This is a genomic window from Uniformispora flossi (assembly GCF_049534875.1).
GTDB classification, from domain to species: Bacteria; Actinomycetota; Actinomycetes; order Streptomycetales; family Streptomycetaceae; genus Yinghuangia; species Yinghuangia aomiensis.
This window is the reverse complement of sequence record NZ_JBMULZ010000017.1, coordinates 39426-65224: the sequence shown is the minus strand read 5'-3', so window position 1 is coordinate 65224 and position 25799 is coordinate 39426. Positions and strand designations below refer to the sequence as shown.

Genomic DNA, 25799 nt, shown 5'->3' with positions numbered 1-25799 from the left:
TGCATGCACATCCTCTCGCGTCTTGATGTCATGCATCAATGCATGTATGACTGGTCGAGCGCCCGCCTCTCGTCACCGAGGCCGACCCACGACGACAGAAGGCCGCAAGGCGGCATCGTCGGCGCCACACCCTCGGCGGGCAACCACACGAGGAGCCCATGTTGTTCCAGTCATCGACCACATCCCGAAGCGGCGGCATCAACTCGACAGCGACACCAAGCGGGCAACGTCATGAGTGATGCCCGCCCCCGTACCACCACCCGTGACCTCACGGCGTTGGGCCAGGTGCTGGCGCCTTGGCTCGGCGAGAAGCTCGGCGCGGACGAGGTGCCGACGGTGGCCGTCAGCGGTGGACCTACAGGCGCCGGGTTCTCGAGCGAGACCGTCCTGTTCGACGCCCGGTGGCGCCGTTCAGGGATGGCGCACAGCGGCGCCTATGTGCTGCGGCTGCCTCCGCCTGCGGACGCCTACCCCCTCTTTCCCCGGTATGACCTGGCTCGCCAAGTCACCGCAATGCGCCTGGTCGGAGAGCGAACTCGCGTACCGGTCCCCGACGTCCCCTGGTTCGAGGCCGACTCCTCGCTGCTGGGAGCGCCGTTCTTCGTGATGGAGCGAATCGACGGCGTCGCCGCCGCGGACATGCCGCCCTACGTGCTGGGAAGCTGGATCTCCGAGGCGTCACCGGCGGAGCAGGCTGCTGCCGAGTCCGGCGTCGTCCGAGCGCTCGCCGACATTCACGGGGTACAGGTCGGCGATGCAGCAGTGGACTTCGACTTCCTTGAGTTCGACACACCCGGCAACACGCCCCTGCGGCGTCACGTTGCCCATCAACGCGCCTACTACGACTGGATCCGCGAGGACCGCAGGTTCCGGTTGATCGAGGACGTCTTCGACTTTCTTGCGGACACGTGGCCCCGGACGGAGGGACCCGCCGTGGTGAGCTGGGGTGATGCGCGGGTCGCCAACGTGCTGTTCCGGGACTTCGAGCCCGTCGCCGTCCTCGACTGGGAAGCGGTCGCCCTGGGTCCACGCGAACTCGACCTCGGCTGGCTGGTCTTCTTCCACCAGTACTTCCAACGCATCGCTCGCCGACTCGGCAAACCCGGCATGCCCGGCTTCCTCGCGCCGTACCGGGTCCTCGCCGCGTACACGGCGGCGACCGGCTATGCGCCGCAAAGTTTCGACTGGTACGTGGCCTACGCCGCACTCCGCCAGGCGCTGACCTCCATCCGGGTGTCCAGCCGCGCCGTCCACTTCGGCGAACGGGATATGCCGGCGGATCCCGAGGACCTGATCATCGTCCGCAGCGAACTCGAAGACGTACTGGCCGGCCGGTTCCTCCCCGTCCGGCACCTGCCCGGCGCGAACCAAGGAGTCCATTCGTGATCAACCCCATCGGCCCGCTGACCCCGGCGGACGAAGGCTTCTCCCACCAGATCACCGACACCTTCGCCGTCGTGGGGTCCAGTGATCCCTCCTGGACGGAGAAAGTCTGCGCCATGGCGGCGGCCCGCGACGGTAGTCTCCAGCTCGGCTTCGGCCTCGGGAAGTACCCCAACCGCAACGTCATGGACGCCTACGCGGGGGTGTCCCGGGGCGTCGAACAGATCACGGTGCGCGCGAGCCGTGCGCTCGCACCGAACCCCGAGGCCACGGTCATCGGCCCGATCCGCTACGAGATCCTGGAGCCGCTGCGGTCGGTCCGATTCGTGCTGGAGGCCAACGACACCCAGCCGATCGCGTTCGACTGCCGTTTCGACGGCGCCTTCCCGCCGGCCTTCGAGGACCGGACGCACCTGCGCTCCGGCTATCGCGTGCGCTCCGACCTGGTGCGCTACCACCAGATCGGACGGTGCTCCGGCTGGATCGAGGTCGACGGTGAGCGTACGGAGATCACCCCGGACGCGTGGGTCTCCACGCGCGACCATTCGTGGGGCGTCCGCGTCGGTGTGGGCCGCCCGCCCGTCGATCAGGAGCCCCAGACCGCGCTCGGCGCCTATCACTTCCTCTGGACACCGAGCTACCTCGAACGCGCCGACGGAAGCGCCTACGGCGTCTTCATGGCGATGAACCACTTCCGTCGCCCCAACCTGAACAGCAAGGCGACCTGGGGCACCATCGAGCACCCTGACGGCCGAGTCGAACAGATGACGGACATCGTGCCGGAGCTGTCCTACGACCCGGTCAACCGTCGTCTGCTCGGCGGCCGCGTGCACTGCACCATGAGCGACGGATCCACGCGGACGATGACGGTCGAGGTCGTCTCGGAGACCGGATTCCACCTCGGCACCGGGCTCTACTTCGGATTCGACGGCCACCACCACGGCGAGTGGCGCGGACCCCTGCACGTCGACGGTGAACGGATCAACGACTGCTCCACGCCGGACAATGCCCGGCGGGTGCACCAGATCCGGGACACGGTCGTGCGCATCAGCGACCCGGTCGGCGGCGGCGTCGGCTGGGGCAACTGGCAGCCGATGGCCACCGGCGAACTCCCGGAGCTCGGTCTCACCGCGGAGACGTCGTTCATCTGACCACGGTATGGACAACGCCGGTGGGCGCGGTCCGAGTTCTTCGAACCGCGCCCCCGCCGCCCCTCCAAGGCCATTGCAAGGCCATTCCAAGACCATAAGGCCCACCGACGCGCCGTTGACCCGCCTCAGCGCAGGTCGGGCGGCGTCTTCGCCGCGTCCATGCGGAACACCCGCCGATTGATGCGCCAGCCCGCGGCCGTGCGGACCGCGTGGTCGACGAAGCGCCCGGACGTGTGCGCGACGCCCGCGCGTTCACCGGCCGCGGTATTGAACATGCCGAGCATGTAGTAGTGCACCGCCGCACCCTGGGAAGTCGGCTCGATCCACAGGTTGGCGACGACGTGCCAGGTATGGCCGGAGGACCAGCCCGCGGTGTCACGGGCGTGCTGCACCAAGGCGTCGATCCCCTCGTAGACGCCGATGCCCACGAGTTCGGTCACGACATCCTCGGTAAACAGGTCTGCCAGCGCCGCGAAGTCGCCGTAGTCGGAGAAGTGGCAGAACTTCGCCGGAAGTTCCGCCAGGTCGAGGCGGTCCGCGACGGAAAGGGGTGAGGCCGTCACTGCCCCTCCCCGCTGCCACCCACGTGCGGCAGGACCCTCGTCTCGAACAGGCGAAGGCTCTCCCAAGCGAGCTCCGGCGGGATGCCTCCCATCATGGGGTGGAAGAGAGCGAATCCATACGGCCCGGCAGCCACCAACTCCGCAACGAAGTCCTCGGGCGTGACCACCCGGTACTGGCCGGACTCCCGCAGCTTGTCGGCGTCGTGCTGCGTCGAGTAGCCGCCGATGCCTTCCGTGCCGGCCACGGCCATGTTGGTCCCGTATGCGTTCGCTTCGTGCATCGCGAAGGGGAGGATGCGCGCCCAGTCGCGTTCCGGGTCGTCGGACAGATGGACGAAGGCAGTACCCGTACCGAAGTACGGTCCGGGATCAGGTTTTCCGAGCAGTGCCAGTTCGTCCCGGTAGAACTCCCAGATCTCCGGGTTCGACGGCATGAAGCCGTCAGCGATCCGTGCCGCGCGGCGTGCGGCGGCTTCCACGCTGCCGCCGAGGACGAGGGGAGGACCGCCTTCCCGGAACGGCGTCGGGGTGACCTGGACCGACCGGCCGCGGAACTCGAACGGCTTGCCGGTCCAGGCCTCCCGCAGTGTCCGTACCGTCTCGGTGGTGAGCCGGACCCGGTCCTTGGTGGCGACTCCCGCCATGGCGAACTCGGCCTGCACGTAACCGTTCACCAGGACGACGCTCACGCGGCCGCGACTGATCAGGTCCACGACCGCGATCTCCTCGGCCAACCGCACCGGGTCGTGGAGTGGTGCCGGTATGGCGGAGATGGTGACGGCAATGTCCCGCGTGCGGGCGGCGACGGCCGCGGCCAACGGCAACGGGGCCGGCAGATAGCCGTCATCGCTGCCATGGTGTTCCGACAGGACGATCGACGCGAACCCCAGCCGGTCGGCCCATTCGGCCATGTCCAGCGCGGCGGTGAAGCGGTCCGCCATGGACGCGTCCGCAAAAGCCGGGTTCCTGAAGTCGAAGCGGAGAGCGAAGACGGCCATATGCGGCTGCACTCCAATCTGCTGGGTTGGAAAGAGCCGGACACGCAGCGCCGAAGGCGAACGGGCGCGCGGTCTCACGGCGCGCAGACGAAGCAGCGGCCCGCGCCGGCGCCCAATCGTGGAGGCGATACGCCGAATAGTCAACGATCCGAGCCTGCCCGCAATCCGGTACAGCCGAAGCCATTGAGGCCTCAGCGGAATTAGCGTAGCTTCAACGCTTATCCCTGGTGGACGAGAGGACGTGCCATGACTTCGTTCGTCTACGACGTGGACTCCCACTTCGAACCCGCCCCCGACTGGATGGACGGTTTTCCCGACCTCAAGAGTCGCGTGCCCGACCTGCTGCCCCAGGACGAGCCGGAGTTCGCACTGGCGACAGCCGAGCACTTCGCGTACTACACCTCGGAAGGCATTCGCCCGCTCGTGCCGCCCGAACAGCGGATGCCGCTGGACCGTGTGGTCACCCCGGCACTTCGGGCGATGTACCCGCGCGGGGAGGGCGCCGCGAGCATCAACGGGCACAGCATGCACCCGACCCTCGCTCCGGACGACCGGATCAAGACCCTGGACTCCCAAGGGATCACGGTCCAGAACCTCATATCCGGTGCCGGCTACACACTCATGTCGTGCCTGCGCGACCCGGGTTTGGCTCGGGACGTGGCTTGGGCGTTGAACACCCATCTCAGCGACGAACTGGCGGACCACCGCGACCGCCTCATGCCTGTGACGCTGACACATTTCGACGACCTTGACTGGATGGTCGCCGAGTTGGCGCGCATGCGGGCCCGAGGCAGCCGAGCGTTCCACGTCACCACGGAGTTCAGCAACGGAATCCCGCCGTTCCATCCGGAGTTCGACAAGGTCTGGGCGGCGGCCACCGAACTCGGCATGGTGGCGGTGCTGCACGCGGGACAGCTGCCGCCGCGCTACCACCCGGCGTACGCCAACACCGACGACCCTTCGCTCGTGACACGGATGAGCACGTCCCAGTCGTTCCAGGCCGCGCAGGTCTACCTCAACGCCCTGGTCTTCGGGGGCGTGTTCGAACGGCACCCGAACCTGACGGTCCTCCTTCTCGAAACCGGCATCGGCTGGGTCGAGTTCGCGGTGGAGAACATGGACGGCCGGGCTACGCCGGACGCCGGGTCGCGACTCGGCCCGTATCGCCTGCCGCTCAAGCCCAGCGAGTACGTCGAACGCAACGTACGCATCAGCCCGCTCCCGCAGACCGCGCAGTCGCCGCTCCGGCTGTTCGAACGGCTGCCCGGCGTAGCCGTGTTCTCGTCGGACATGCCGCATTTCGAAGGCAGCATCACGCCGGTCGACTTCTGGCGCGATGAGCTTGCGGATGTCGACTCGGCGACGTGGGACTCGTTCGTCGGCGACGGAATGGCCGCAGTGTACGAGCGCATGGGAGACCCACTCCCTACCCCGGACACGCCCGCCTGAGACCAGGCGCCCAGAACGTCCGGCCGGTGAGGCATCCTCCGCCCACCGGCCGGGCTCAGATGCGATCCGCACGGGCCCCCGGGCCCCCTGGAACCCCCGCCGCCGCAGCGCCATGCCGACGCTGCGGCGGCGGGCTCGACCCCACGGCCCACCGAGGCCGGCACTGATTTGCCAACATGCGATTGAAACGATTCAAGTTCAACGGGAAAGTAGGCGGCGGGATGACTACGCGCGTGTTCCTCACCGGCGCGACCGGCAACTGGGGTCGGTGCATCCTGCGCGAATTCGCTGACCGGGGCGACCGATTCCGGGTGGTCGCACTTGTCCTTCCCCGCGAGCGCGACCACCCGGTCCTCGCCGAATTCGCCGGCATGCCCAACCTGGAAGTGGTGTACGGCGACCTCACCGACTACCCGACCGTGGAGGCCTGCGTCGCGCGCGCGGACTACGTCCTGCACGTCGCGGCCGTCGTCTCCCCCCTCGCCGACGACCACCCGGACCTCGCCCGGGAGGTCAACATCGGCAGCGCCCGCAACATCGTCGACGCGGTACGGGCCCAGCCGGACCCGGGATCGGTCCGCGTGGTGATGGTGGGCTCCGTCGCCCAGACGGGAGACCGCAATCCGCCGCGCCACTGGGGGCGGGTCGGCGACCCGCTGGCGGTGTCGCGCTTCGACGAGTACGGGCAGACCAAGGTCGTCGCCGAGCGCCTGCTGGTCGACTCCGGCCTCCCCCGCTGGGCATGGCTGCGGCAGACCGGGATCTTCCATCCCGGCATGCTGGAGATCCGCGACCCGATCATGACGCACTCCCCGTTCGCGGGCGTCATGGAGTGGGCCTCCGCCGAGGACTCCGCCCGGCTCATGGCCAACATCTGCGAGGACGGGGTCCCGGAGGAGTTCTGGGGCGGTGTCTACAACATCGGCGGCGGCGCGGACTGGCGGCTGACCAACTGGCAGCTCCAGACGAGCATCGCCGGCGCGCTCGGAGTGCCGGACGTCCGCCGCTGGTACGACCGGAACTGGTTCGCCACCCGCAACTTCCACGGCCAGTGGTACACCGACTCCGACCGCCTCGAACAGCTCGTCCCCTTCCGCGCCGACACCTTCGAGACGGCACTCCGCCGGGCCGTCGCCGCCAACCCCGGGCTCAAGCGCGCGGGCAAGGTCCCCGGCTGGCTGGTCAAGCACGCGGTGATGAAGCCGCTCACGCGAAAGCCGCGCGGCACGATGGCGTTCATCCGCGCCGACGACGACGAGAAGATCGCCGCCTACTTCGGCTCCCGCAGCGCATGGGAAGCCATCGGCGACTGGTCCACCTTCGAGGCACCCGAACCCGACCGCACCCCCTCCTTCCTCGACCACGGCTACGACGAAAGCAAGGACCCGGAAAGCTGGACCCTCGCGGACCTGCGCGGAGCGGCCGACTTCCGCGGCGGCCGCCTCCTCGCCGACACCTTCGAACCCGGCGACATCGCCACGCCCCTGCCCTGGCAGTGCGCCGACGGGCACGCCTTCAGCGGCAGCCCGAGGCTGATCCTCACCGCCGGACACTGGTGCCCCGACTGCGTCCGCGACACCGCCGGCTACACCCGTCAAGCGCGGACAAACGCCTTCCTCGCCCAGGTGACCACCGACCTCCTCCACGCGTCCCCCGAAGGAACTTCGTGAACCAGCCCAACCACGGCCATGCGCCAGTGCCGGACGCCGCAGCGTTCCCGTCGCCGACGGCATGGCAGGCATCCTGGATCGAACCGATGGAGGACAGCCCCGGTGCGCCAAGCCAACGCCCGGCCTACCTGCTCCGTCGCGAATTCGTCCTCGATGCCGCGCCGGTGCGCGCGCGGGTGCACGCAACGGCGCACGGGATCTACGAGCTGTTCGTCAACGGCGTCCGGGTCGGCGACGACGAGCTGACCCCCGGCTTCACCGCGTATCGCACCCACCTCCACGTCCAGACCTACGACATCACCGACCTCCTGGCGCCCGGGGCGAACACCATCGGTGCGGTGCTGTCCGACGGCTGGTTCCGGGGTCGCTTCGGATTCCACCGGGTGGCCGACGGCTACGGCGACCGCACCGGGCTGCTTGCGGAGCTGCATGCGGACCTCGCGGACGGCACCGCCCTCGTGGTGGGCACGGATGCCGAGTGGCGCAGCACCGTCGGGGAGATCACCGCGGCCGACCTCATGGACGGCCAGCGCGTCGACTTCAGGCGGGCCGTGCCGGGGTGGTCCGAGCCGGGCCTGGACGACTCGGACTGGTCGACGGCGACAGTACGGCGGGACGGGCTGTACGCGGACTTCGGTCGTCTCACCACCAGCCCTGCCCCGCCGGTCCGCCGGATCGAGACACTCTCGCCCACGGCGATCACCACTCCGCGTCCGGGAGTTCAGGTGGTCGACTTCGGCCAGAACATCAACGGGTGGGTGCGGCTTCACGAGCTGGGGCCGCGGGGCACGGCCACGACGCTCACCCACGGCGAGGCCCTGGGGGCCGACGGCGATGTCACCATGGACCACCTGGTCGCCGTGGACACGGAGGGGAGCTACGGACCCGGCCAACAGGACCAGGTCATTTCGGCCGGGCGCCCGGACGACGTCTTCGAACCGCGGCACACCACGCACGGCTTCCGTTACGTGCGCGTTGAAGGCTTGCCGCGCGCACTCTCCCCTGAGGACATCAGCGCGGTGGTCGTGCACACGGACCTGCGGCGCACCGGCTGGTTCCGGACCAGCGACGAGCGCATCAACCGGCTCCACGAGGCGGCCGTATGGAGTTTCCGCGGCAACGCCTGCGACGTTCCCACCGACTGCCCGCAGCGCGAGCGGGCGGGATTCACCGGCGACTGGCAGATCTTCGCCCCGACCGCCACCTTCCTGTACGACGTGGCGGGTTTCTCCGCCAAGTGGCTCCGCGACCTTGCCGCCGACCAGTGGCCTGACGGCCGTCTCCCCAATTGGGCGCCCGAGCCCGGTCACGACCGGCGTTCCGAGGACATGTACGCCTTCATCAACGGCTCGGCGGGTTGGGGCGACGCAGCTGTCATCGTCCCCTGGCAGATGTATCTCGCCTACGGCGACACCCGCGTGCTGGCCGACCAGTACGACTCCATGGTGCGCTGGGTCGAGTACGGCGCCAGCATCGCTCGTGACCAACGGTTCCACGAACGGGCAGCCGCCCGCCCGGTCGCGGCACCACATGAGGCATACGTGTGGGACAGCGGCTTTCATTGGGGCGAGTGGCTGGAGCCGCAGCAAGCCGACGACACGCCCTTCTACCTTCAGGACCACGGCCCCGTCGCGACCGCGTACCTCTACTGGTCCGCGCATCTGCTGAGCCGGATCGCGGACGTGTTGGGCCGGACCGGTGACGCTGCGAAGTACACCGAGTTCGCCGCAAAGGTCCTGGCTGCCTGGCGGGCGGAGTTCATCCGCCCCGACGGAACGCTCACCGTCGATACGCAGGCGAACCACGTGCGTGCTCTCGCGTTCGGGCTGGTGCCGGACGAACTCCGTCCGCGAACCGCCGAACGTCTGGTGGCGCTCATTCGGGCAGTCGACAACCACCTCGGCACCGGATTCCTGAGCACCGCCTACCTGTTGCCCGTCCTCGCCGACACCGGCCACGTGGACGTCGCCTACGAGCTCCTCTTCCAGGACAGTTGCCCGTCGTGGCTCGCCATGATCGATCGCGGGGCGACAACGATCTGGGAAGAGTGGCAGGGAGTCGACGACAAGGGTATCCCGCACGCTTCGCTCAACCACTACAGCAAGGGAGCGGTGGTCTCGTTCCTGCACCGCTTCACCGCCGGCATTCGGATGCGCGAGGACTCCCCCGGGTACGGCCACTTCGACATCGCTCCGCGTCCCGGCGGTGGACTCACCTGGGCCGAGGCCCAGTACGACGCGGTCCACGGCCGGATTGCCACCAGGTGGGACCTTGTGGGCGACCGCTTTCACCTGAGTGCCACGGTGCCCGCCGGCAGTACGGCGACGGTGGTGCTCCCCGACGGGCGCACGTTCGATGTCGGCCCCGGCGAGCATCAGGCGACCTGCGCCATGCCCTGACACTGCCCGGACACTGCCCTGACACAACGGTTCAGGACCGCCCGGATTTTCAGCCGGGCGGCCGGCAGGGTGCCATGGATCGGCGCGCGGGCACGCCCTTGAGTTCATGCATTTATGCATGTTTCACTGTTCGGGTGACCGCTACCGAGGCCGAACAACCCGTCATCCAGCCCACGGAGACACCCAAGTGAGCGCCACGGCCTCGGCTGCGCCCGCCGCGCGCGGGCGCGGCCGCCCGCCGCGCCTGTCCCGCGAACAGATCCTCGATGCCGCCGTTTCCCTGATCCGGGCGGCCCCGTCGGAGAATCTGACCATTCGCCGGGTGGCGGCGGCCGTCGGAGCGACGCCGATGTCCCTCTACCGCTACTTCGCCGGCCACGAGGAACTGCTGCATGCGGTGGCGGAGCGGGTCGCCGCGCCCACGCTGAATCGGCGCCCGGCGGGCGCGCCGTGGCACGAAGATCTGCGCCGATGGCTACTCGTCAACGTTGAGCACGCCCAGGCATACCCGCAGTTGGTGCCCTACCTCGCGTCGACGCAGCGCGCCGCCTGGCTTCCCTCGTTCGTCTTGCTCGGCGACATCCTGCGCCCGTTGGACCTGGACGAAGCGGATCTGGCGGCGGCCATCGCCCTTGTGGGCACCACGATCGTGGGACTGGCGACCCTGACTGCCCACGCGCCTGCCACACGCGGGGACCTTGAGAAGCTCCACGCCGTCATGGCGCAGGACTTCCCCGACGACCAGAGCCGCATCCGCCCCGCCCTCGACCGGGTGCTGGGCAGCCACAGAGACCTCGTCGAGACGGTTGTCACCCAGACCATCCGCACCATCGGCTCATTGGCTCCCCACGCCCCGAACCGGTAGCACCCGACCAGGGTCCGGCAGGGCAATCGACGGGCAAACGACGGCACGGACGACGCACGGCCGGTCGGCCGCGCGTCCGGGCCTCAGTCGCTGGAGGGCAGCGCTTTCGCGGACTTGATCTCCAGCGGCGTGCGGTCGTCCGCCAGACTGCCAGCACCGGCCTTTGTCACCAGGACCTCGAAATCGTCCTCGCCCGCCACGGTGTACCTCTTGCCCAGCTGCGTTCCGGTGTCGAGCCCGGCGATCGGTGCGGCGGTCTCGTCGGGGCGCGCCTCGGCGAGCGGGATCATCGGCACGCCTCCGCAGGTGAGGTCGACGGTGCCCTGGGGCGGGCGTACGACGATGACTTCGGTGGCGCACACCTGGCTGCGCAGTCGGGTGCCGGCGGCGAGACGTGCGGGATCGGTCACGGAAGGCTCCTTGGTTCGGTACGGGGGGTAAGGGTCGGTAAGGGTCAGGAGGAGGTCGCGCGGGCGGCGAGCTCGGCCACGAGCTCCCGCCGGAGCAGTTTGCCGGTCGGGGTGTAGGGCAGAGATCCGCGGAAGACGAACTCGTCGGGCGTGCGGGACGAGCGCAGGCGCTCTCGGCTCCAGGCCCGGAGGGCTTCGGCATCCGGGATACCGGCGTCCGAGGAGACGACTACGGCGACGGTGCGCTGGCCCCATTCCTCGTCCGGCACACCGACAACGGCGACTTCGGCGATGCCCGGATGGCGATCGAGGACGGCCTCGATCTCGGCGGGGGCGACGTTCTCACCACCGCGCACGATGGTGTCGTCTCCGCGTCCCTCGATGAACAGACAGCCGCCGGAATCGATCCATGCGACGTCGCGTGTGGGAAACCACCCGTCCTTGTCCAGGGCACTGCCGAGGCCGGCGTACTCGCCCGAGATCTGCGGACCGCGCACCCATAGTCCTCCGGACTCCCCCGGCCCCGCCTCGCACCCGTCCTCGCCGCGGATCGACAACTCGACGCCCGGCAAGGGCCGGCCGGCACTGGACAGCCGCTGTCGCGCCACCGGGTCGTCGGAAGCCAGCGCGGCACGGTGATCCGCCGGTCCGAGCACCGCGATCGTCGAGGAAGTCTCGGTCAGGCCATAGGCATTGACGAAGTCCGTAGCGGGGAAGGCAGCAAGTGCGGCTTCCAGGACCGACGCGGAGACCTTGGCGCCGCCGTAGGCGAGCGACCGGAGCTCGGGCACGCAGGCGGGAGCGCCGTCCAGGTGTCGCACCACGCGGGCAAGCATCGTCGGGACGACGAGCGCGTGGGTGACGCGCTCCCGACGCACCGTCTCCAGCCAGCCTTGCGGTGTGAAGTCCGAAAGGTAGGCAACCCGGCGCCCGGCGTACACGTTGCTGAGGACCGAGGCGATCCCGGCGACGTGATACGGCGGCACGGCCACCAGGGCGCAATCGTCGTCGCCGGCGGAGAGGAACTCGGCGCTGCCCAGCACATATGCCATCAGGTGCTCGTGGCGCAGGACGACGGCCTTGGGCCGTGCGGTGGTTCCGCTCGTGAAGAGCATCACCGCCACTTCCGAGGGATCCGCAGGCGGGCCCGCGGGTTCGGTTTCGGCCGCGCGGACGAACCATTCTCCCGTCGTGAGAACCGGGACACCGGCCGGCACGCGATGCCTTTGGTCTCGGTCGGCGAGTACCACCGGAGTGTCGAGACGGCCTATCAGCTCGGCGAGATCCGCGTCTGTGAGGCGGTAGTTCAGCGGGGTCATCGGGAGGCCGGCCGCGGCGGCCGCGTAGACCGCGGCGGGGAACGCTTCACCCTGCACCCCCGGGTAGCCGACGTGTCGGGCGCCGGTTGCGGCAAGCAGTGCGGCACCTCCCGCGGCCCGGCGCGCCAGTTCGGCGAAGCTCCGGCCCGCCGCCCGCGAGCCGCAGGCGATGCGGTCCGGCACCGCCCCCGATGTCATGTCCAGCAGCGCGTCGATGCCCATGCCCACCTCCGTGTCGCAACGTGCCCTTGCATGCCGCGGAGCTTATAGCTATTAAGTTAATGTGAATACTGCTCAAGCAGATGCCAAGCATTCGAAGGAAGCCGACGCCACCCTCGGCCAGGGGCTTCGTGTCGTCGACGCGGACACGCACTGCCTGTACCCGGACAGCCTCGGAATCGCCGCACGTGCCATGCGCCAACTTGCGCCGGACGTGGTCCAGGCGGTCATGCAGGACAACGCCGTCCGGCTCTACAACCTGCCCCTCCCCCGGTGAGCGCGGCTGTGGACGTACAAGCGTCCGACGGAGCGGGGCCGTTCACCGGCTACCGTGTCCTCGAGCTGACCCGCGGGCTTGCCGGCGGCTATGCCGGCAAGCTCTTGGCCGACGCCGGGGCAACGGTCGCCCGGGTCGACCTGCCGGACCACGGCGATCCGCCCCGCCTCGGCACCGGGGCCGGCGCCCGCACCGGTGGGGAAGACTCCGCGCTGTTCCGCTACTTGCACGCGGGCAAGCAGCGTCTGCGGCCCCCGCCGGGCACAATGCCCGTCTCGGCCGCTTGGACACACGGCGCCGACATCGTGATCGAGGACCTCGGCTCCGATGGGGGATGTGGTGCTCGGCTGCGCGAGACCCACCCGGAGTTGGTCGTGGTATCGATCTCGCCCTTCGGTCACACCGGCCCGTGGGCGGCACGTCCTGCCAACGAATTCACGCTCCAGGCGCTGAGCGGGTCGACCGGAGGCCGCGGCGTGCCGGAAGGCACGCCGATGCAGAGCGGCGGGCAGCTCGGCGCGTGGGCGACCGGCGCTTACGCGGCGGTGGCCGCCCTGGCGGTCGCCAGGCGGGTGCGCCGCGGTGGCGCGGGCGAGCATGTGGACGTCTCGATGTTGGAGGCGATGCTGCTGACGCAGAACCCGTACGGCTACGTGGCCGCACAACTGGCCGACGGAGCCGAGGAGTCCCCCGCACGTTCGGTCGAGACCCCGTCCGTGGAGCCGACGAAGGACGGTTTCGTCGGCTTCTGCACGGTGACTGCGCAGCAGTTCCAGGACTTCCTCGTGATGATCGAGCGACCGGACCTCCTCGACGACGCGGAGCTGGCATCCGCGTCCGGCCGACGACGGCGCCGGGACGAGTTCTTGGCCGCCGTCCACGCCTGGACGACCGCCCGCACGACCGGAGAGATCGTGGAACTCGCGGATGCCTTGCGCATCCCCGCGGTTCCCGTGACCTCCGCGGGCCGGCTTGCGGACCTGGCCCATCTTCGCGAACGAGGGGTGTTCGTCCCGAACCCGCACGGGTTCCAGCAGCCTCGGGTGCCCTACAGACTGGGTGGGAAGCCCCCGCCGCCGGTGGGGCGCACCCCGACGGCGCGGGAATCCGGCGCTGCCCCGGCTTGGCCGGATCGCACCGAAACGGCACGGGGGCCCGCCGGTCCGGCCGCGAACGACGGTCTCCCGTTGCGGGGTCTGCGAGTCGTCGACCTCACCGCGTTCTGGGCAGGCCCCTCCGCGACGCACCTGCTCGCCTTGCTCGGCGCCGAAGTCGTCAAGGTGGAGTCGACCCCGCCGTCCCGACCCGATGCGCTTCACGACGGCGCGGCGCGACGCCGCGCGGTGGTGGGAGTACGGACCGGTCTTCCACGGTGCCAACGCCGGCAAGCGGGGAGTCACCCTCGACCTGATACACGAGCAAGGCCGCCGGCTCCTTGGCGAACTGGTGAAGCGCTCCGATCTCGTCATCGAGAACTTCACCCCGCGTGTCCTCGACCAACTGGGTATTGGCGTGGACCGGCTGCGGACCTGGAATCCCGACGCCGTCATCGTGCGCATGCCGGCGTTCGGCCTCGACGGACCTTGGCGCGACCGCCCGGGGTTCGCCCAGACGATGGAGCAGGTCGGGGGGCTGGCCTCGGTCACGGGTGATCCGGAGCTGCCCCCCATGCTGCCCCGCGCAAGCGACCCCATAGCCGGTGTCCACGCGGTCATCGCCGCGCTCTGCGCCCTGGAGCAGCGTGATCGCACCGGCAGAGGGTGCGTGGTGGAGGTGCCGATGATCGAAACGGTACTCAACGTCGGTGCCCAAGCCTTTGTCGAGCACTCCGCATACGGCATCGTCGCGGAGCGCATGGGCAACAGGAGCTCGGTCGCGGCGCCTCAGGGCGTTTATGCGTGTAGGGGCGATGAGAATTGGGTCGCTCTGTCCGTGGAGAACAACGACCAGTGGCGCGCGCTCCACGCTCTCATCGGCGGTCCGGGGCTGCCCACCCCGGAGGACCGGCACCGCGAGCACGACGATGTGGATGAGCGGCTTGCCGGATGGTTCGCGCCGCGAGCGCAGGACGAGGCTGTCGCCTGCCTGCTGGCCGCCGGAATTCCCGCTGCGGCCGTCCACTCGCCCGCCACTGCCGCATCGCATCCGCATCTGGCCGCACGCGGTTTCCTCGAGCGCGTCAAGCACCCGTTGGCCGGCGCCCTCGACCTGCCCGGCGCGCCGTTCCGCTTCGGTGCCCGTGGGAGCGCCCCCTGGCTCTCCGGACCGCCGCCCACGCTCGGCCAGGACAACGAGGCCGTCCTGGGCGGACTCCTGGGCCTTTCGCCGCAGGAACTCGACGCACTACGGGTCTCAGGCGTCGTAGGCGACGACCTCTCGTGACCGTGCACATGCCTATCCGTCCATGCCGACGCCCTACCCGGGGCGTTGGCAGCCAGAAAGGACTCCCCTTGTGATCACCACCCCGGATTGGGGCCGGGCCGAGCCACTCGACGACATCGCGGGCGCAGTCGCGATCGTCGGCGTTGGGGAGGCCGAGCACAGCAAGGCATCCGGTCGCACCACGGCGGAGATCGCCGCCGAAGCCGTGTCCCGTGCCATCGCCGACGCAGGACTGACGCCGGCGGACATCGACGGGATCATGTGGCACCCCGCGTTCTCCGAGCAGTTCGACGATGCCGCCTTCCGCGCCCACTTCGGCACCGATCACGCGATGTGGACGTCCACCGAAGGCGGAGGCATGGTGTGGGCGGGTACCGCACCCGCGACCGCATCCCGGGCGCTGGCGTCCGGCGAGGCCCGCTACATCGTCAACGCCTTCGCCGTCGCATGGGCCACCCAGCGCTCCGCCATGGTCGGCGGTCCGGGACAGAGCCACGCCCAGCAACTCGCCAAGCGCCAATACGAGGTGCCGTTCGGCTGGTTCCCCCAGCCGACCTACTTCGCCACGGTCGCACGCCGCCACATGCACGAGTTCGGAACGACGGCCGACCAGCTCGGCGCGGTCGCCGTCCAGACCAGGCGCCACGCCAACCTCACGCGCGGCGCGATCATGCACGACCGTCCCCTGACCCTTGACGCGTACCGTGCCTCGCCCCTGGTGGCCGATCCCTTTCGCAAGGAAGACTGCTCACTGATCTCCGACGGCGGCGCGGCGTACATCATGACCACGCCGGAGCGCGCCCGCGATCTCCCGCACCCGGTCATCGAGGTCGGTGGAGTGGGCCTCGGCACCAGCGACACCGGTGGTCATTGGGCGCAGCAGCCGGAGTTCACCTCGACACCGCAGATCTTTGCCGCGCCCGGCGCGTACCGCATGGCGGGTATCAGTGCCACCGACATCGATGTGCTGGCGTGCTACGACCCGTTCACGATCGTCTCCTTGATGCAACTGGAAGATCTCGGGTTGTGCGCGAAAGGCGAGGCCGGGCCGTTCGCCGAGAGCGGCGCCCTGGCTTTCGACGGCGGAGGCATCCCCTACAACACCCACGGAGGTCTGTTGTCGCACTCCTACGTCCTCGGCATTGCCCATGTGGTCGAGCTGTGTCGGCAGCTGCGCGGCGTGGCCGACGCCCAAGTGCCCGGTGCGGAGATCGCGGCGTACGGCGGCTACACCGGTCCCCAGGCCAGCACCCTGATCCTGCGGAGGTCCCGATGACCGAGACGGCGCTCCCGCCCGGGTTCCCCCTTCCCGACCTGTCGGAGCCACTGACCTCGGCGTTCTGGCTCGCTGCCGCACGCGACGCTTTGGCCCTGCCCTACTGCCGGACCTGTGCCCGCTTCCGCTGGTACCCCAAGCCGGTCTGTCCCGGATGCGGTACGGACGATCTTCCGTGGAGGGAAGTACCCGGAACGGGGCGCCTGTTCTCCTGGACGGTCGTTCATCACGCCTTCCTGCCCGCCTTCGCCGGGCAACTGCCTTTCGTTGCCGCCCTGGTCACCCTGGATGCCGCGCCGGGGGTACGTCTGCCCACCCGCATCGTCGGCGCGACTCCGGCGGAGCTCACGGTGGATGCACCCGTCGAGGTCTCCTTCGCCCCGCTCTCCTACCCCGGCGTGCCCGGCGAGGTACGCGCCCCGTTCTTCCGCCTTCGCCCCAAGACCGATCGGAGCCCGGTATGACCGCAAGCACATGCGCCGGACGGGTGGCACTCGTCACCGGCGCCAGCCGGGGCATCGGCCAAGCGCTGGCCGTCCGGCTCGCCGCCGAAGGGGCACTGGTCGCAGCCGTGGGCCGGACCGCGAAGCCCGGGGAAAGCCGGTATGCCGGATCCCTGGCGGAGACGGTCGACATGGCCACCGCCGCAGGAGGACAGGCCGTGGCGGTCGCCGCCGACATCGGTACGGCGGACGAGCGGCGCCGCGCCGTGGCGGAAGCCGAACGTCACTTCGGTCGGCCGGTCACCTTGCTCGTCAACAATGCCGCGGCCCCGAGGGCATTCGACCTGCGCTTCGACGGGATGGAGGAAGACGCCTTCCGCGCAGCGATCGAAGTCAACGTCTGGGCCGCTTGGGACCTTGCGCGCATGGTGATCCCCGACATGCTGCGCGAGGGTGCCGGCTGGATCCTCAACGTCTCATCCGCGCAGGCCCTACCGCGGGTCGGCCCGCCCTACTCCGGCATCTCGTCGGGCGGGGCCTGCCTGTACGGCGGGACCAAGGCAACCATCGACCGCGTCACCAGCGGCGCCGCGATGGATCTCCACGGACGCGGCATCGCCGTCAACACGTTGGCTCCCGAGGGCGCGGTCGCCACACCGCACGCCTCGTCGGTTGCCAATCTCCCGCCGGACAAGACCGAGTCCATGGAGACCTTCGTCTCCGCGGCCCTGGCGTTGCTCACGGGCGATCCGGACAGGCTGACCGGTCGTATCGCTTACAGCCTGTCGCTGATCAAGGAGCTCGGCATCGAGGTTCGCTCGCTCGACGGGCGCACGCTCGTCGACGGGTGGCAGGCTGCCGAGATCGATTCCGGGCGCCTGCTCACGCGCAGCTGACGAGAGGGTCCGACGCGAGGAGAGGCCGGTGCCTGGTCGCATTCGACCAGGCACCGGCCTCGGCCGCCGCCTTCCGTCACCCGGTAGGTCTGTGGTCGGTACTGTGCGCCGGTCAGCCGGTCAGCCCGTCAGCCCGGTGATCCGACGGAAGTTGCCGGAGGCGATCGCCGCCGCCTCGTCCGCGGTGAACGGCAGTGCGCGGAAGGCGGCGAGCGACGCTTCCGTGCGGGTTGCTTGCGGCCGACTCCCGTCTCCGTCGGGTTGAAGGAGTTCCGCCAGCACGTAGTTGCTGCCGTACAAGACCCGGTCCGTGCCCAGACCGCGCACGAACTCCACCACACGCTCCGGTGCCACATGACCGTCCGCGACTTCCAGCAAGCGCAACGACAAGTCGGCCGCGACCCCGGCGAACCGCTGTGCGAGATCGACGACCTCGGCATCCGCCCCTTCGCCGAAGACGGGATTGTGGCCGCAGTGCGCGAAGATGATCTTCAAGCTCGGGAACTCGCCCAGCGCCTTCTCGAAGTACGCGGGCCGGCTCGGCGCGCCCGCGTGGCCGCTGGCTTCCGTCAGCACGGGCACCCCTTGGCGTGCGCACCAGTCGAACAGCGGCCTCAGACGCGGGTCGTCGCCACGGATGCGCATGTCCCGGGGAACGATCTTCACTCCCAGCGCGCCGTGCGCCAACCGCTCCTCGACTTCGGCCAGGAGCTGCTCCTCACTCATCAGGACAGCGTCGACGCCGCAGAAGTACGAGAACTCGGCATTCTCCCGGGTGGTCTCCTGGGCCCACGCGTTGTTGTCGCTGATCCGCCGCACGATGCGGCGCCGCAGTTCCTCGGCTGCGGCCCCGCGCGCTTGGCCGTCGGGCAACGTGTACTGGCCGTCCCGCCAGTACTGGCCGGACCACGTGAACATGAGGATGTTCGAACGGCTCACGCCGTTGCTGCGCATGATGCCGCGCAGTTCGTCCACGGTTCCGTAGGCGACGGGCTCGGCAGCATGTCCGGAGCGCGGATTCCGGCTGAGAAAGTAGCCGAAGGCTTCGCGGCCGTGGTCTTCCGAGCGCATGACATGGGTGTGGGCGTCGATAAGCTCCGGCACGGCCCCTGGGCCGTCGCCGGTCATGACGGATTCGGTCGTCGCCATATCAGGCCTCCTGGGCGCGCTGGTCGAAGAGGTTCCGGACGGCCGCGGGTTCGAGGTCCATTCCGACCGGCGGACGGGCCGTGGTGTGGATGACGCCGCCGTCGGAGACGACCGTGTGGCCGGTCATGTAGCCGGAGAGGTCGGAAGCGAGGAACAGGGCGGCGCCGGCGGTCTCGTCCGCCTCGCCCAAGCGGCCGAGGATCGGCGCCGCGGCCGCCCGCCTGCGGAATTCGGCCATGCCCTCATTGGCCGGCGGACCGGCGTTCGGGTTGACGTGGGTGCCGGGCACGACGCAGTTGACGCGGATCCCGTAGCGGGCCAGTTCCATCGACGCCGAGATGGTGAAGTGCGCCACGGCGGCCTTCGCCGCGCCGTACCCGCAGATGTTCGGAGCGCCGACCAGACCGCTGGAAGACCCGAAGTTGACGATGCGGCCGGGAGTTCCGTCCTCGATCATGGCCAGCGACTCCTCCTGGCACGCCGTGAAGGCGGTCATGAAGTTCAGGTCCAGCCGGGCCCGCATGTCGTCTTCCGTCATGTCCAGAAACGGCTTGATGCCTTCGGCTCCGCCGGGGTTGCCGACGACGTTCACCGCCACGGTGAGCGGACCGAGTTCCCTGCGGGCAAGGTCGATCAGCCTGCGGACGTCCGCTCGTCGCCGCGCGTCGGTGTGCAGGTAGAGCGCTTCGGCTCCGGCGCCGCGCATCTCCTGAACGAGCGACTCGCCCGCATCATCGGCGATGTCGGCAACCGCCACCTTGCATCCCGCTTCCGCCAGTCGGCGGGACACCGAACGGCCGAGCCCCAGAGCCCCGCCCAGCACGATCGCCGTGCGGCCGTGGAGCCCCAGCAGATCCGACGTTTCGTTCTTGCGCACCGCTTCTCCTCACAGTCCGCCTCCCGCCTGGCGCCGAGGCAGATGCATCGAACGAGTCCCCTATTCGCTTTTCCTTAATATCTATAAGCACAAGAGAAGGTAAGCGTGTCGAGCGGACCGACGTACGCCATACGCAAACACTCCAGCGTACGGTCTACGCAAAAGGCCGCCGTTCTGCTCCCCCGCTGAGCTGCGGCTACGCAGCTGCCTGTTGTCTTCTTCCGGTGCACGCCCTACCTTGTGCGCACATTCACGCCTCACCTCGGGCGCAGGCTTCCCGTCTGCGCGTGCACGTCCTCAAGTCGCACGTTCCCCACGGCCCCGAAGCCCGCGTCTTGCACCGCGTCACGATCAGGCCCCACTCCGTCCGGCCGCCATGTTCTTGGCATGAGGAGGCAACACGGTGTCATCCAGATCGAAGAGCTCTGCCACCCAAGTACGTTCCCGTGAGCGACGGGTCGCGGCACTGGCCGGCGCCGTGGCCCTGGCCCTGGCCTTGACCGCATGTGGGGGTGGAGGCGGGTCGGGCAATGACGGCAAGGACGGGGCGGGCAATGCCGGTGCCTCCGCAGCTGCCAAATCCGGCGGCAAGCTGACCATGCTGGCGGTCCAGGACTCGGCGGCTCTGGACCCGTTCCGCGTGCCCAGTGTCGCCTTGGCCGACGAACCGCGTATGGCGGCTCTCTACGATCCCCTCTTCTTCATCGACCCCAAGACGCACCAAGTGACGCCGCACCTCGGCGAGTCGCTGTCGACGGCCGACAACGGGGCGACATGGACCATGAAGCTCCGGCCCGGTGTGCGCTTCAGTGACGGCACCCCCTTGGACGCCGCCGCGATCAAGCTCAACTACGACACGCACGCCAACCCCGCGGCGCGGTCCGTGCACATCGCCGTAGCCATGGGGATCAAGACGGAGGTCGTTGATCCCCTCACCGTCAAGCTGATGCCGACCGCCGCCCCGAACCCCAATCTCGACCGCGCGATCGCGACGGAACTCACTTACATCATGGCGCCGTCCGCGATCGCCAAGGGGCCGGAGAAGTACGGTGCCGAACCGGTCGGCGCCGGTCCGTTCGTCCTCAAGAGCTGGACGCGCGGTTCCGAGCAGGTCCTTGAGCGCAACCCGGACTACTGGCAGAAGGACAAGGGGCTGCCGAAGCTCGACCAGCTGACGTTCAGGAGCGTCCCGGACATCAAGCAGCAGTACAACACGGTGAAGTCCGGCCAGGCGGATCTGTTCATCAGCTCCGACGGCATGGTCTTGGAACAGGCGAAGAACGAGCTGAACCTCGCGAAGTTCGAGACCGACGGCGGCCAGATCGTCCAGTTCAACCTGCGCAAGGCCCCGTTCGACGACGTGCGGGCCCGGCGCGCCCTGACGCTCGCCCTGGACCCGGCGGACATCCCGAAGACCCTGAACAACGGCTACACACCGGCGAAGAGCTTCTTCACGGCGTCGGGCCAGTTCGCGGATCCCGCGGTCAGCCAGGCACCGCAGGACAAGGCCGAAGCCCAGCGGCTGTTCGACCAACTCGCCGCCGAGGGCAAGAAGGTCGACTTCAGCTACCTCGTTCCGCAGAACCCCTCGTCCGTCGCCGTCGCCGAATTCATGCAGAGCCGTCTCAAGGAGTTCCGGAACGTCTCGATGCGCATCGAGCCGGTGGAGATCGGCCAGTACACCGTCAAGTACGCGATCCAGCGCGACTACCAGGCCGTGCTCACGCAGATCTGGGCGGTCGATCCGGAGCCGATGCTCTACGGATATTGGTACTCGCAGAGCCCGTTCAACCTCAGCGGCTGGAACAACCCCGATGCCGACGCGGCACTGAACGCGGGGCGCGCAAGCACCGACCCGAACGTTCGCAAGCAGGCGTACTCCCGGCTCCAGCAGGCCCTCGTCTCCGACGTACCGCTATGGGCGTACGCCGAGTCCGTGACAGGCGTGGTCTCCAACGGCAAGGTGGCGGGCATCGAGCATTACAACGCCGGCAACATCTTCATGGACCGCCTCGGACTGAAGCAGTGACCAACAGCTGATCTCCCTGTCGGCGGGGCGCGGCGTCTTGGCCTCGGCCCCGCCGTCGGCGGTCGGCGGATGCCTACCAGGGTTCCGGGTTGCTGAATACCGGTGACATCGGAGCATCCACCCGGACGCGCCCTGGGCGCTGCGGCGCAGGGCGGCCGTCGCGGAGCCGTTCGATGGCGGCGATGGTGCCGTCGATGACGGTGTCATAGAGCCTGTCGAAGGCGCCCGGCAGCTCGTCGATGATGGCGCCGACCTTGGCGCGCTCGGCGGCGTCACGCTCCTCGGTGGCATCCATCGCCGCCCGCAGGGCGTTCGCCATATCGCCGGGGGGCCTGCGGGCGGCAGCCAGCGACGCTTGGCCCACGATCGTCGTGCCGACGAGCGCGATGGCCAGGGCCTGGTCCTCGCGGTTCAGCGCGAGCGGCTCCAGCACCTTGGCCAGGATGACGAAGGACGGCAGCCACGCGGGCTGCCGGGTGGACACAATAAAGGGCAACAGCCGGGGATAGGGCCGCAAGCTCTCCATGCTCAGGACCATCCACTCGCGCAGCTGGCCCTGCCAGGTGCCCGGGGACAGCTCGGTGATCGAGACTTCGAGGTCCTTCGTGAGGCGGTCCGCCACCGCGTGCAGGAGGTCCTCGCGGTCCGGAAAGTAGCGGTAGAGCGCCATCGGCGCCGAACCGGCCGCGTCCGCCACGGACTTGATGGTCAGCGACGCATTCGGGTCCTCGTACACCAGTCCCACGGCAGCCTCGACGATCAGATCGCGCGACAGCCGTCGGGGCCGGCCCCGGCCACGCCGAGGGGTGTCGTCGGGTTGCTGAGCCATGGTCCGTCCCTTCACCGCGCCCGCGTCGCGCGGTGCCTGGGCTCCAGGGTACGCAGTCCGGGCAACCGGCGGCCGCGGTGCCGCTCACCCCGGTCCGCCAACCCGCGGCACACGTGGGCCGGACGGCCGCGGGGCTCCTCCTGGCCGAAACCCGGGACGGCTCCCACCGACCATTGCCACCACGAACGCGTGGTGCCGCGGCCCGAATTGGTGATCCGCCAATCCACCCGGCCGGTGACCAGAGGCACGCGCAGCACGGCACCACGGCGTCGCCCCGTACGGCATACACGAATTCGTCGACAGCGGGGCCCGTTCGGCCTGGTGTCCGTTGGCCGCGGCCGGTACGCTCCCGGACGCACCCCACCGAGAACACGCACGCCAGCTATGCCGATGGAAATGAATCGTTTCATAAGGCTCGTTTCGTCACGCGGTTCCCGCGCATCGGCGATGCTGCGCCATGCCTTCTCGCATGCGGAACACGATCGGCACCTGTTCTGTAGAGACCTCGTCGGCACGGGCCACCCCGCGCCACGGCGAAAGGACCCGCACGCGCATGAACGCTCACCTCTCCTCACCCGATGCGAGGCCCGGAACCGCCGACGGCCGCCTCAGCCGTCGCGGCTTCCTGGGGATGTCGGCCGCGGCCGGCCTCGTTGCCGCAGGCGCCTTCCCGGGCACCGCTCGGGCCGACGCCACCAGTACCACCACGAGCGCCGGCACAGCGGCGTCGCCCGCCTCGGCACCGTTCCGGACGTCGCTGTCCGTCAGCCCGGAAACCGAGAACGTCCTCGCCCAAGTCGCTCTGAGTGACGGCACCCGGACGGCGACCACCCCGGAGCAACTCCAACGCCTCTACATAGCGCACGGATCCAACGAAATGTACGCGCGCATGGCCACGCGCCGTGTCGCCGCCGCGAACGGCGGCGACCACGGATTCCAGCGGGTCATCGAACGTGCTTGCCTGGCCCGCAAGTTGGGGCTCCCCCTCAACGTCGAACTCGGTCTGTGGGGGGTCTACGGCGACGTCTCCCACCAGCCCGGACCGGACTTCTCCGACTACCCGCTGATCTGGCTGCCCGGGCCGTGGGAGACCCTGACCCTGGATCAAATGGTGTACGCCCTACGCATGTACGGCGCCATGGCGGCCAGCCAGATCCTGGCCACAGGCGTGAAGGTCAACGTCTGGGACATCGGCAACGAGGTCGAGTTCGGCGTCGCCGGCGTCGCACCGCACGGGTTCACGGCATCGACGGACTACTGGACGTACCGCGCCCCGGATGCAGTCGACCCGGCCATCGGGCAGATGCAGGTGTACACCCTGCTCCTCCAGATGTCCGACAGCGACCGGATCTCCTGGCTCAACGCGCACTTGTGGCCGTACACCGGGCGCCTTCTCGCGGCGGTGACCGAGGGCATCCGCTGGGTCGACCCCCAGGCCAAGTTCAGTTCGCACACGAGCGTCATCGCCATGCAGTACCCGGGGTTCGCGGAGGCCTTTTGGCGGGCCATGGACGACGCCGGGTTCCACGTCCACCAGTTGGGCACGTCGTACTACCCGACCTCGGTGCAGTACGGCGACCAACTGGCCGCGTTCAAGAGCTCCAGCCAGTCGCTGCACAGCACCTTCGGCAAGCAAGTGTTCATCGCCGAGGGCGGGTACCCGTCCGGCACGATGACCGCTCCCCTGGAGTGGAACACCCCGGTCACCGGCTATCCCCTGACCCCGCAAGGCCAGTACGAGTTCGTGCGGGACGTCGTCGCGTGGGGTGCGCAGGACGGCTGCCTGGCCGGGGTGCGGCCGTGGGCGCCTGACTCCTGCGTCACGTTCTGGCAGCCCATGAGCCACTTCGCGACCGCTACCGGCGGGACCGCGGCGGCCAAGCCGGTCCTCGACGCCATCGCACACGGTCTCCGGTAGGCAAACCACGCGCGGATCGGCGGCGGCTCTGTGCCACCGCCGATCCGCGACGGAGTTCGGTGAATCGCGGTCACCCACGAACCGCTCAGGCAGGCAGCACCAGCGGGTCGCCCATCCGCGCGTACGACTCCGCGATGTTTCCGGCGAGGAAGCCGTCGCGGACGTCGGGAGCGGTGCCGGCGAGTTCCTTGTCGTAGAACTGCACGGGCGTCAGGTTTCCCTCGAAGTGCGGGATGTCGGACGAGAACGCCGCCACACCAGGAAGCTGCTCGAACAGGTCGAAGGGAAGCTGCCCGGCGTTCGGCAGCGGTGTGATGCGCACATTGCGCTGCACATATTCGGACGGCTTGAGCGGCAGCTTGTACTCGTGCAGGAACACGGCCGATTCCGGAGTGGCCCGGCCGTCCATGTTGGCGACGGTGTACGGGACCCATCCGATCCCGAGTTCGCAGATCAGGGCGGTGAGCTTGGGGTGGCGCTCGAAGACGCCGCCGAACACCATGGCGTTGAGGAAGACCTCGCCCATCTGATGGGTCTGCCCGGTCGCGATATGGGTCAGGACGCTCGGGTCCGTGGTGTTCGCGTACCCGGGGTCGAACTCGGCATCGGCCAGGCCCACGTGAAGGACGGCAACCATGCCGAGGTCCTCGGCCGCCGACCAGAAGCGGTCGAAGTCCCGGTGGAACAGCGGAATTCCGTTCACCGCACGGCTCGTCACGTGGAAGGCCCGGCTGCCGAGCGCACGCATCCGCGTGAGCTCTTCGATGGACCAGTCGAGGTCGTCGTACCGCAGAAGCGTCACCGGAAGCAGGCGGTCCCGGTGGTCCGCCGTCGACTCGGCCAGGTGCGTGTTCAGCGAGCCGACCGCCAGCTTGCCGAGCTCGGGGTCGCGGATCAGCGACATGTACACCATGCCGAGACCGCTCATGATGTTCTGCACGGCGATGCCCTGCTCGTCGAGCAACCGGACCCGGGCCGCCGCGTCGACCTCCTGCCACTGCGAGTGCCCGCCGAGATTGAAGCCCGCGGGACGGTCCTCGGGGAAGATCGCGTGCATGAACGGCGTGGTCATGTCCCGCATCGGGATGCGCGTCCCACGCGCGGCCACATGCCGGAGAGGGAACGCCGCGTAGGCGAAGTGCTCTGCCGTGTTCGGTGCGAACTCCGGTTCGTCGTCGGGCAGCTGCCCGGGCAGCCGGTCGCGCAGCCTGGGGAACTGGTCGAGCCAGTTTCGAGCGGGTTCAAAGTGCGCGTCGACGTCGATGACAGTCATGGCCTGCTGCTCCTCATGCTGGAA

The 25799-nt window shown here is 69.1% G+C and carries 20 protein-coding genes and 2 pseudogenes; 14 read left to right on the top strand and 8 right to left on the bottom strand.

Annotation, left to right across the window (positions count from 1 at the left end):
* Positions 1-231 precede the first annotated feature (231 nt).
* The gene (locus tag ACPA54_RS29885; RefSeq protein ID WP_423534507.1) at positions 232-1386 is read left to right on the top strand and encodes a phosphotransferase family protein; all 1155 of its coding nucleotides are present in this window, start codon (positions 232-234) and stop codon (positions 1384-1386) included.
* A complete protein-coding gene (locus tag ACPA54_RS29880) occupies positions 1383-2534 on the top strand; it encodes an Rv3169 family protein (protein WP_423534506.1) in 1152 nt (383 codons plus the stop codon). The genes ACPA54_RS29885 and ACPA54_RS29880 overlap by 4 nt, the downstream gene beginning before the upstream one ends.
* Before the next feature lie 125 nt (positions 2535-2659).
* On the opposite strand, the gene ACPA54_RS29875 is transcribed toward ACPA54_RS29880, so the two are convergent.
* Both ACPA54_RS29875 and ACPA54_RS29870 read right to left on the bottom strand, forming a co-directional pair.
* Positions 2660-3097, bottom strand: coding sequence for a nuclear transport factor 2 family protein (locus ACPA54_RS29875; protein WP_423534505.1), 438 nt, complete (start codon positions 3095-3097; stop codon positions 2660-2662).
* Entirely contained in the window at positions 3094-4095 is a 1002-nt protein-coding gene (locus ACPA54_RS29870; protein WP_423534504.1) for an LLM class flavin-dependent oxidoreductase, read from the bottom strand. Before ACPA54_RS29870 ends, ACPA54_RS29875 begins: the two co-directional genes overlap by 4 nt.
* Positions 4096-4341: 246 nt before the next feature.
* On the opposite strand from ACPA54_RS29870, the gene ACPA54_RS29865 reads away from it, so the two are divergent.
* The 4 genes from ACPA54_RS29865 (at position 4342) to ACPA54_RS29850 (ending at position 10478) form a co-directional block, all read left to right on the top strand.
* Entirely contained in the window at positions 4342-5544 is a 1203-nt protein-coding gene (locus ACPA54_RS29865; protein ID WP_423534503.1) for an amidohydrolase family protein, read from the top strand.
* 221 nt (positions 5545-5765) lie between these two features.
* Entirely contained in the window at positions 5766-7214 is a 1449-nt protein-coding gene (locus ACPA54_RS29860; RefSeq protein WP_423534502.1) for an NAD-dependent epimerase/dehydratase family protein, read from the top strand.
* Complete coding sequence (locus ACPA54_RS29855; protein WP_423534501.1) at positions 7211-9613, top strand: family 78 glycoside hydrolase catalytic domain; 2403 nt, start codon at positions 7211-7213, stop codon at positions 9611-9613. Before ACPA54_RS29860 ends, ACPA54_RS29855 begins: the two co-directional genes overlap by 4 nt.
* A 187-nt stretch (positions 9614-9800) precedes the next feature.
* A complete protein-coding gene (locus tag ACPA54_RS29850) occupies positions 9801-10478 on the top strand; it encodes a TetR/AcrR family transcriptional regulator (RefSeq protein ID WP_423534500.1) in 678 nt (225 codons plus the stop codon).
* A gap of 83 nt (positions 10479-10561) precedes the next feature.
* Here ACPA54_RS29850 and ACPA54_RS29845 read toward each other — a convergent pair whose 3' ends face one another.
* Together ACPA54_RS29845 and ACPA54_RS29840 are read right to left on the bottom strand one after the other, a co-directional pair.
* Positions 10562-10888, bottom strand: a complete 327-nt coding sequence (locus tag ACPA54_RS29845; RefSeq protein WP_423534499.1) for a hypothetical protein — start codon at positions 10886-10888, stop codon at positions 10562-10564.
* A 44-nt stretch (positions 10889-10932) separates the two neighbouring features.
* Complete coding sequence (locus tag ACPA54_RS29840) at positions 10933-12429, bottom strand: class I adenylate-forming enzyme family protein (protein WP_423534498.1); 1497 nt, start codon at positions 12427-12429, stop codon at positions 10933-10935.
* Positions 12430-12490: 61 nt separating this feature from the next.
* Here ACPA54_RS29840 and ACPA54_RS29835 point away from each other — a divergent pair, with 61 nt between their 5' ends.
* From ACPA54_RS29835 to ACPA54_RS29810, 6 genes and pseudogenes are all read left to right on the top strand, one after another.
* Positions 12491-12703 (top strand): hypothetical protein, encoded by a 213-nt coding sequence (locus tag ACPA54_RS29835; RefSeq protein ID WP_423534497.1) that lies wholly within the window; start codon positions 12491-12493, stop codon positions 12701-12703.
* Positions 12700-13983, top strand: a pseudogene (locus ACPA54_RS29830) (CoA transferase); the annotation flags it as partial. The gene ACPA54_RS29835 and the pseudogene ACPA54_RS29830, both read left to right, overlap by 4 nt.
* Positions 13984-14005: 22 nt before the next feature.
* Positions 14006-15085, top strand: a pseudogene (locus tag ACPA54_RS29825) (CaiB/BaiF CoA transferase family protein); the annotation flags it as partial.
* A 70-nt stretch (positions 15086-15155) separates the two neighbouring features.
* Positions 15156-16361 carry a thiolase family protein gene (locus ACPA54_RS29820; protein ID WP_423534496.1) on the top strand — a complete coding sequence of 402 codons (1206 nt, stop codon included), beginning with the start codon at positions 15156-15158 and terminating at the stop codon, positions 16359-16361.
* A complete protein-coding gene (locus ACPA54_RS29815; protein ID WP_423534495.1) occupies positions 16358-16825 on the top strand; it encodes a Zn-ribbon domain-containing OB-fold protein in 468 nt (155 codons plus the stop codon). Before ACPA54_RS29820 ends, ACPA54_RS29815 begins: the two co-directional genes overlap by 4 nt.
* The gene (locus tag ACPA54_RS29810; protein WP_423534494.1) at positions 16822-17700 is read left to right on the top strand and encodes an SDR family NAD(P)-dependent oxidoreductase; all 879 of its coding nucleotides are present in this window, start codon (positions 16822-16824) and stop codon (positions 17698-17700) included. Before ACPA54_RS29815 ends, ACPA54_RS29810 begins: the two co-directional genes overlap by 4 nt.
* Positions 17701-17820: 120 nt before the next feature.
* On the opposite strand, the gene ACPA54_RS29805 is transcribed toward ACPA54_RS29810, so the two are convergent.
* Entirely contained in the window at positions 17821-18849 is a 1029-nt protein-coding gene (locus tag ACPA54_RS29805) for an amidohydrolase family protein (RefSeq protein WP_423534493.1), read from the bottom strand.
* A 1-nt stretch (position 18850) separates the two neighbouring features.
* Positions 18851-19726 carry an SDR family NAD(P)-dependent oxidoreductase gene (locus tag ACPA54_RS29800; protein ID WP_423534492.1) on the bottom strand — a complete coding sequence of 292 codons (876 nt, stop codon included), beginning with the start codon at positions 19724-19726 and terminating at the stop codon, positions 18851-18853.
* Positions 19727-20129: 403 nt separating this feature from the next.
* Between ACPA54_RS29800 and ACPA54_RS29795 the strand changes: the two genes are divergently transcribed.
* On the top strand, positions 20130-21755 hold the full coding sequence (locus ACPA54_RS29795) for an ABC transporter substrate-binding protein (protein WP_423534491.1): 1626 nt from the start codon (positions 20130-20132) through the stop codon (positions 21753-21755).
* Between the two features lie 73 nt (positions 21756-21828).
* On the opposite strand, the gene ACPA54_RS29790 is transcribed toward ACPA54_RS29795, so the two are convergent.
* Complete coding sequence (locus ACPA54_RS29790) at positions 21829-22584, bottom strand: TetR family transcriptional regulator (protein WP_423534490.1); 756 nt, start codon at positions 22582-22584, stop codon at positions 21829-21831.
* 553 nt (positions 22585-23137) lie between these two features.
* Here ACPA54_RS29790 and ACPA54_RS29785 point away from each other — a divergent pair.
* Positions 23138-24502: a glycosyl hydrolase 53 family protein gene (locus ACPA54_RS29785; RefSeq protein WP_423534489.1), complete on the top strand. Its 1365-nt coding sequence runs from the start codon at positions 23138-23140 to the stop codon at positions 24500-24502.
* An 85-nt stretch (positions 24503-24587) separates the two neighbouring features.
* Here ACPA54_RS29785 and ACPA54_RS29780 read toward each other — a convergent pair whose 3' ends face one another.
* The gene (locus ACPA54_RS29780) at positions 24588-25775 is read right to left on the bottom strand and encodes an amidohydrolase family protein (protein WP_423534488.1); all 1188 of its coding nucleotides are present in this window, start codon (positions 25773-25775) and stop codon (positions 24588-24590) included.
* Between the last annotated feature and the right edge of the window lie 24 nt (positions 25776-25799).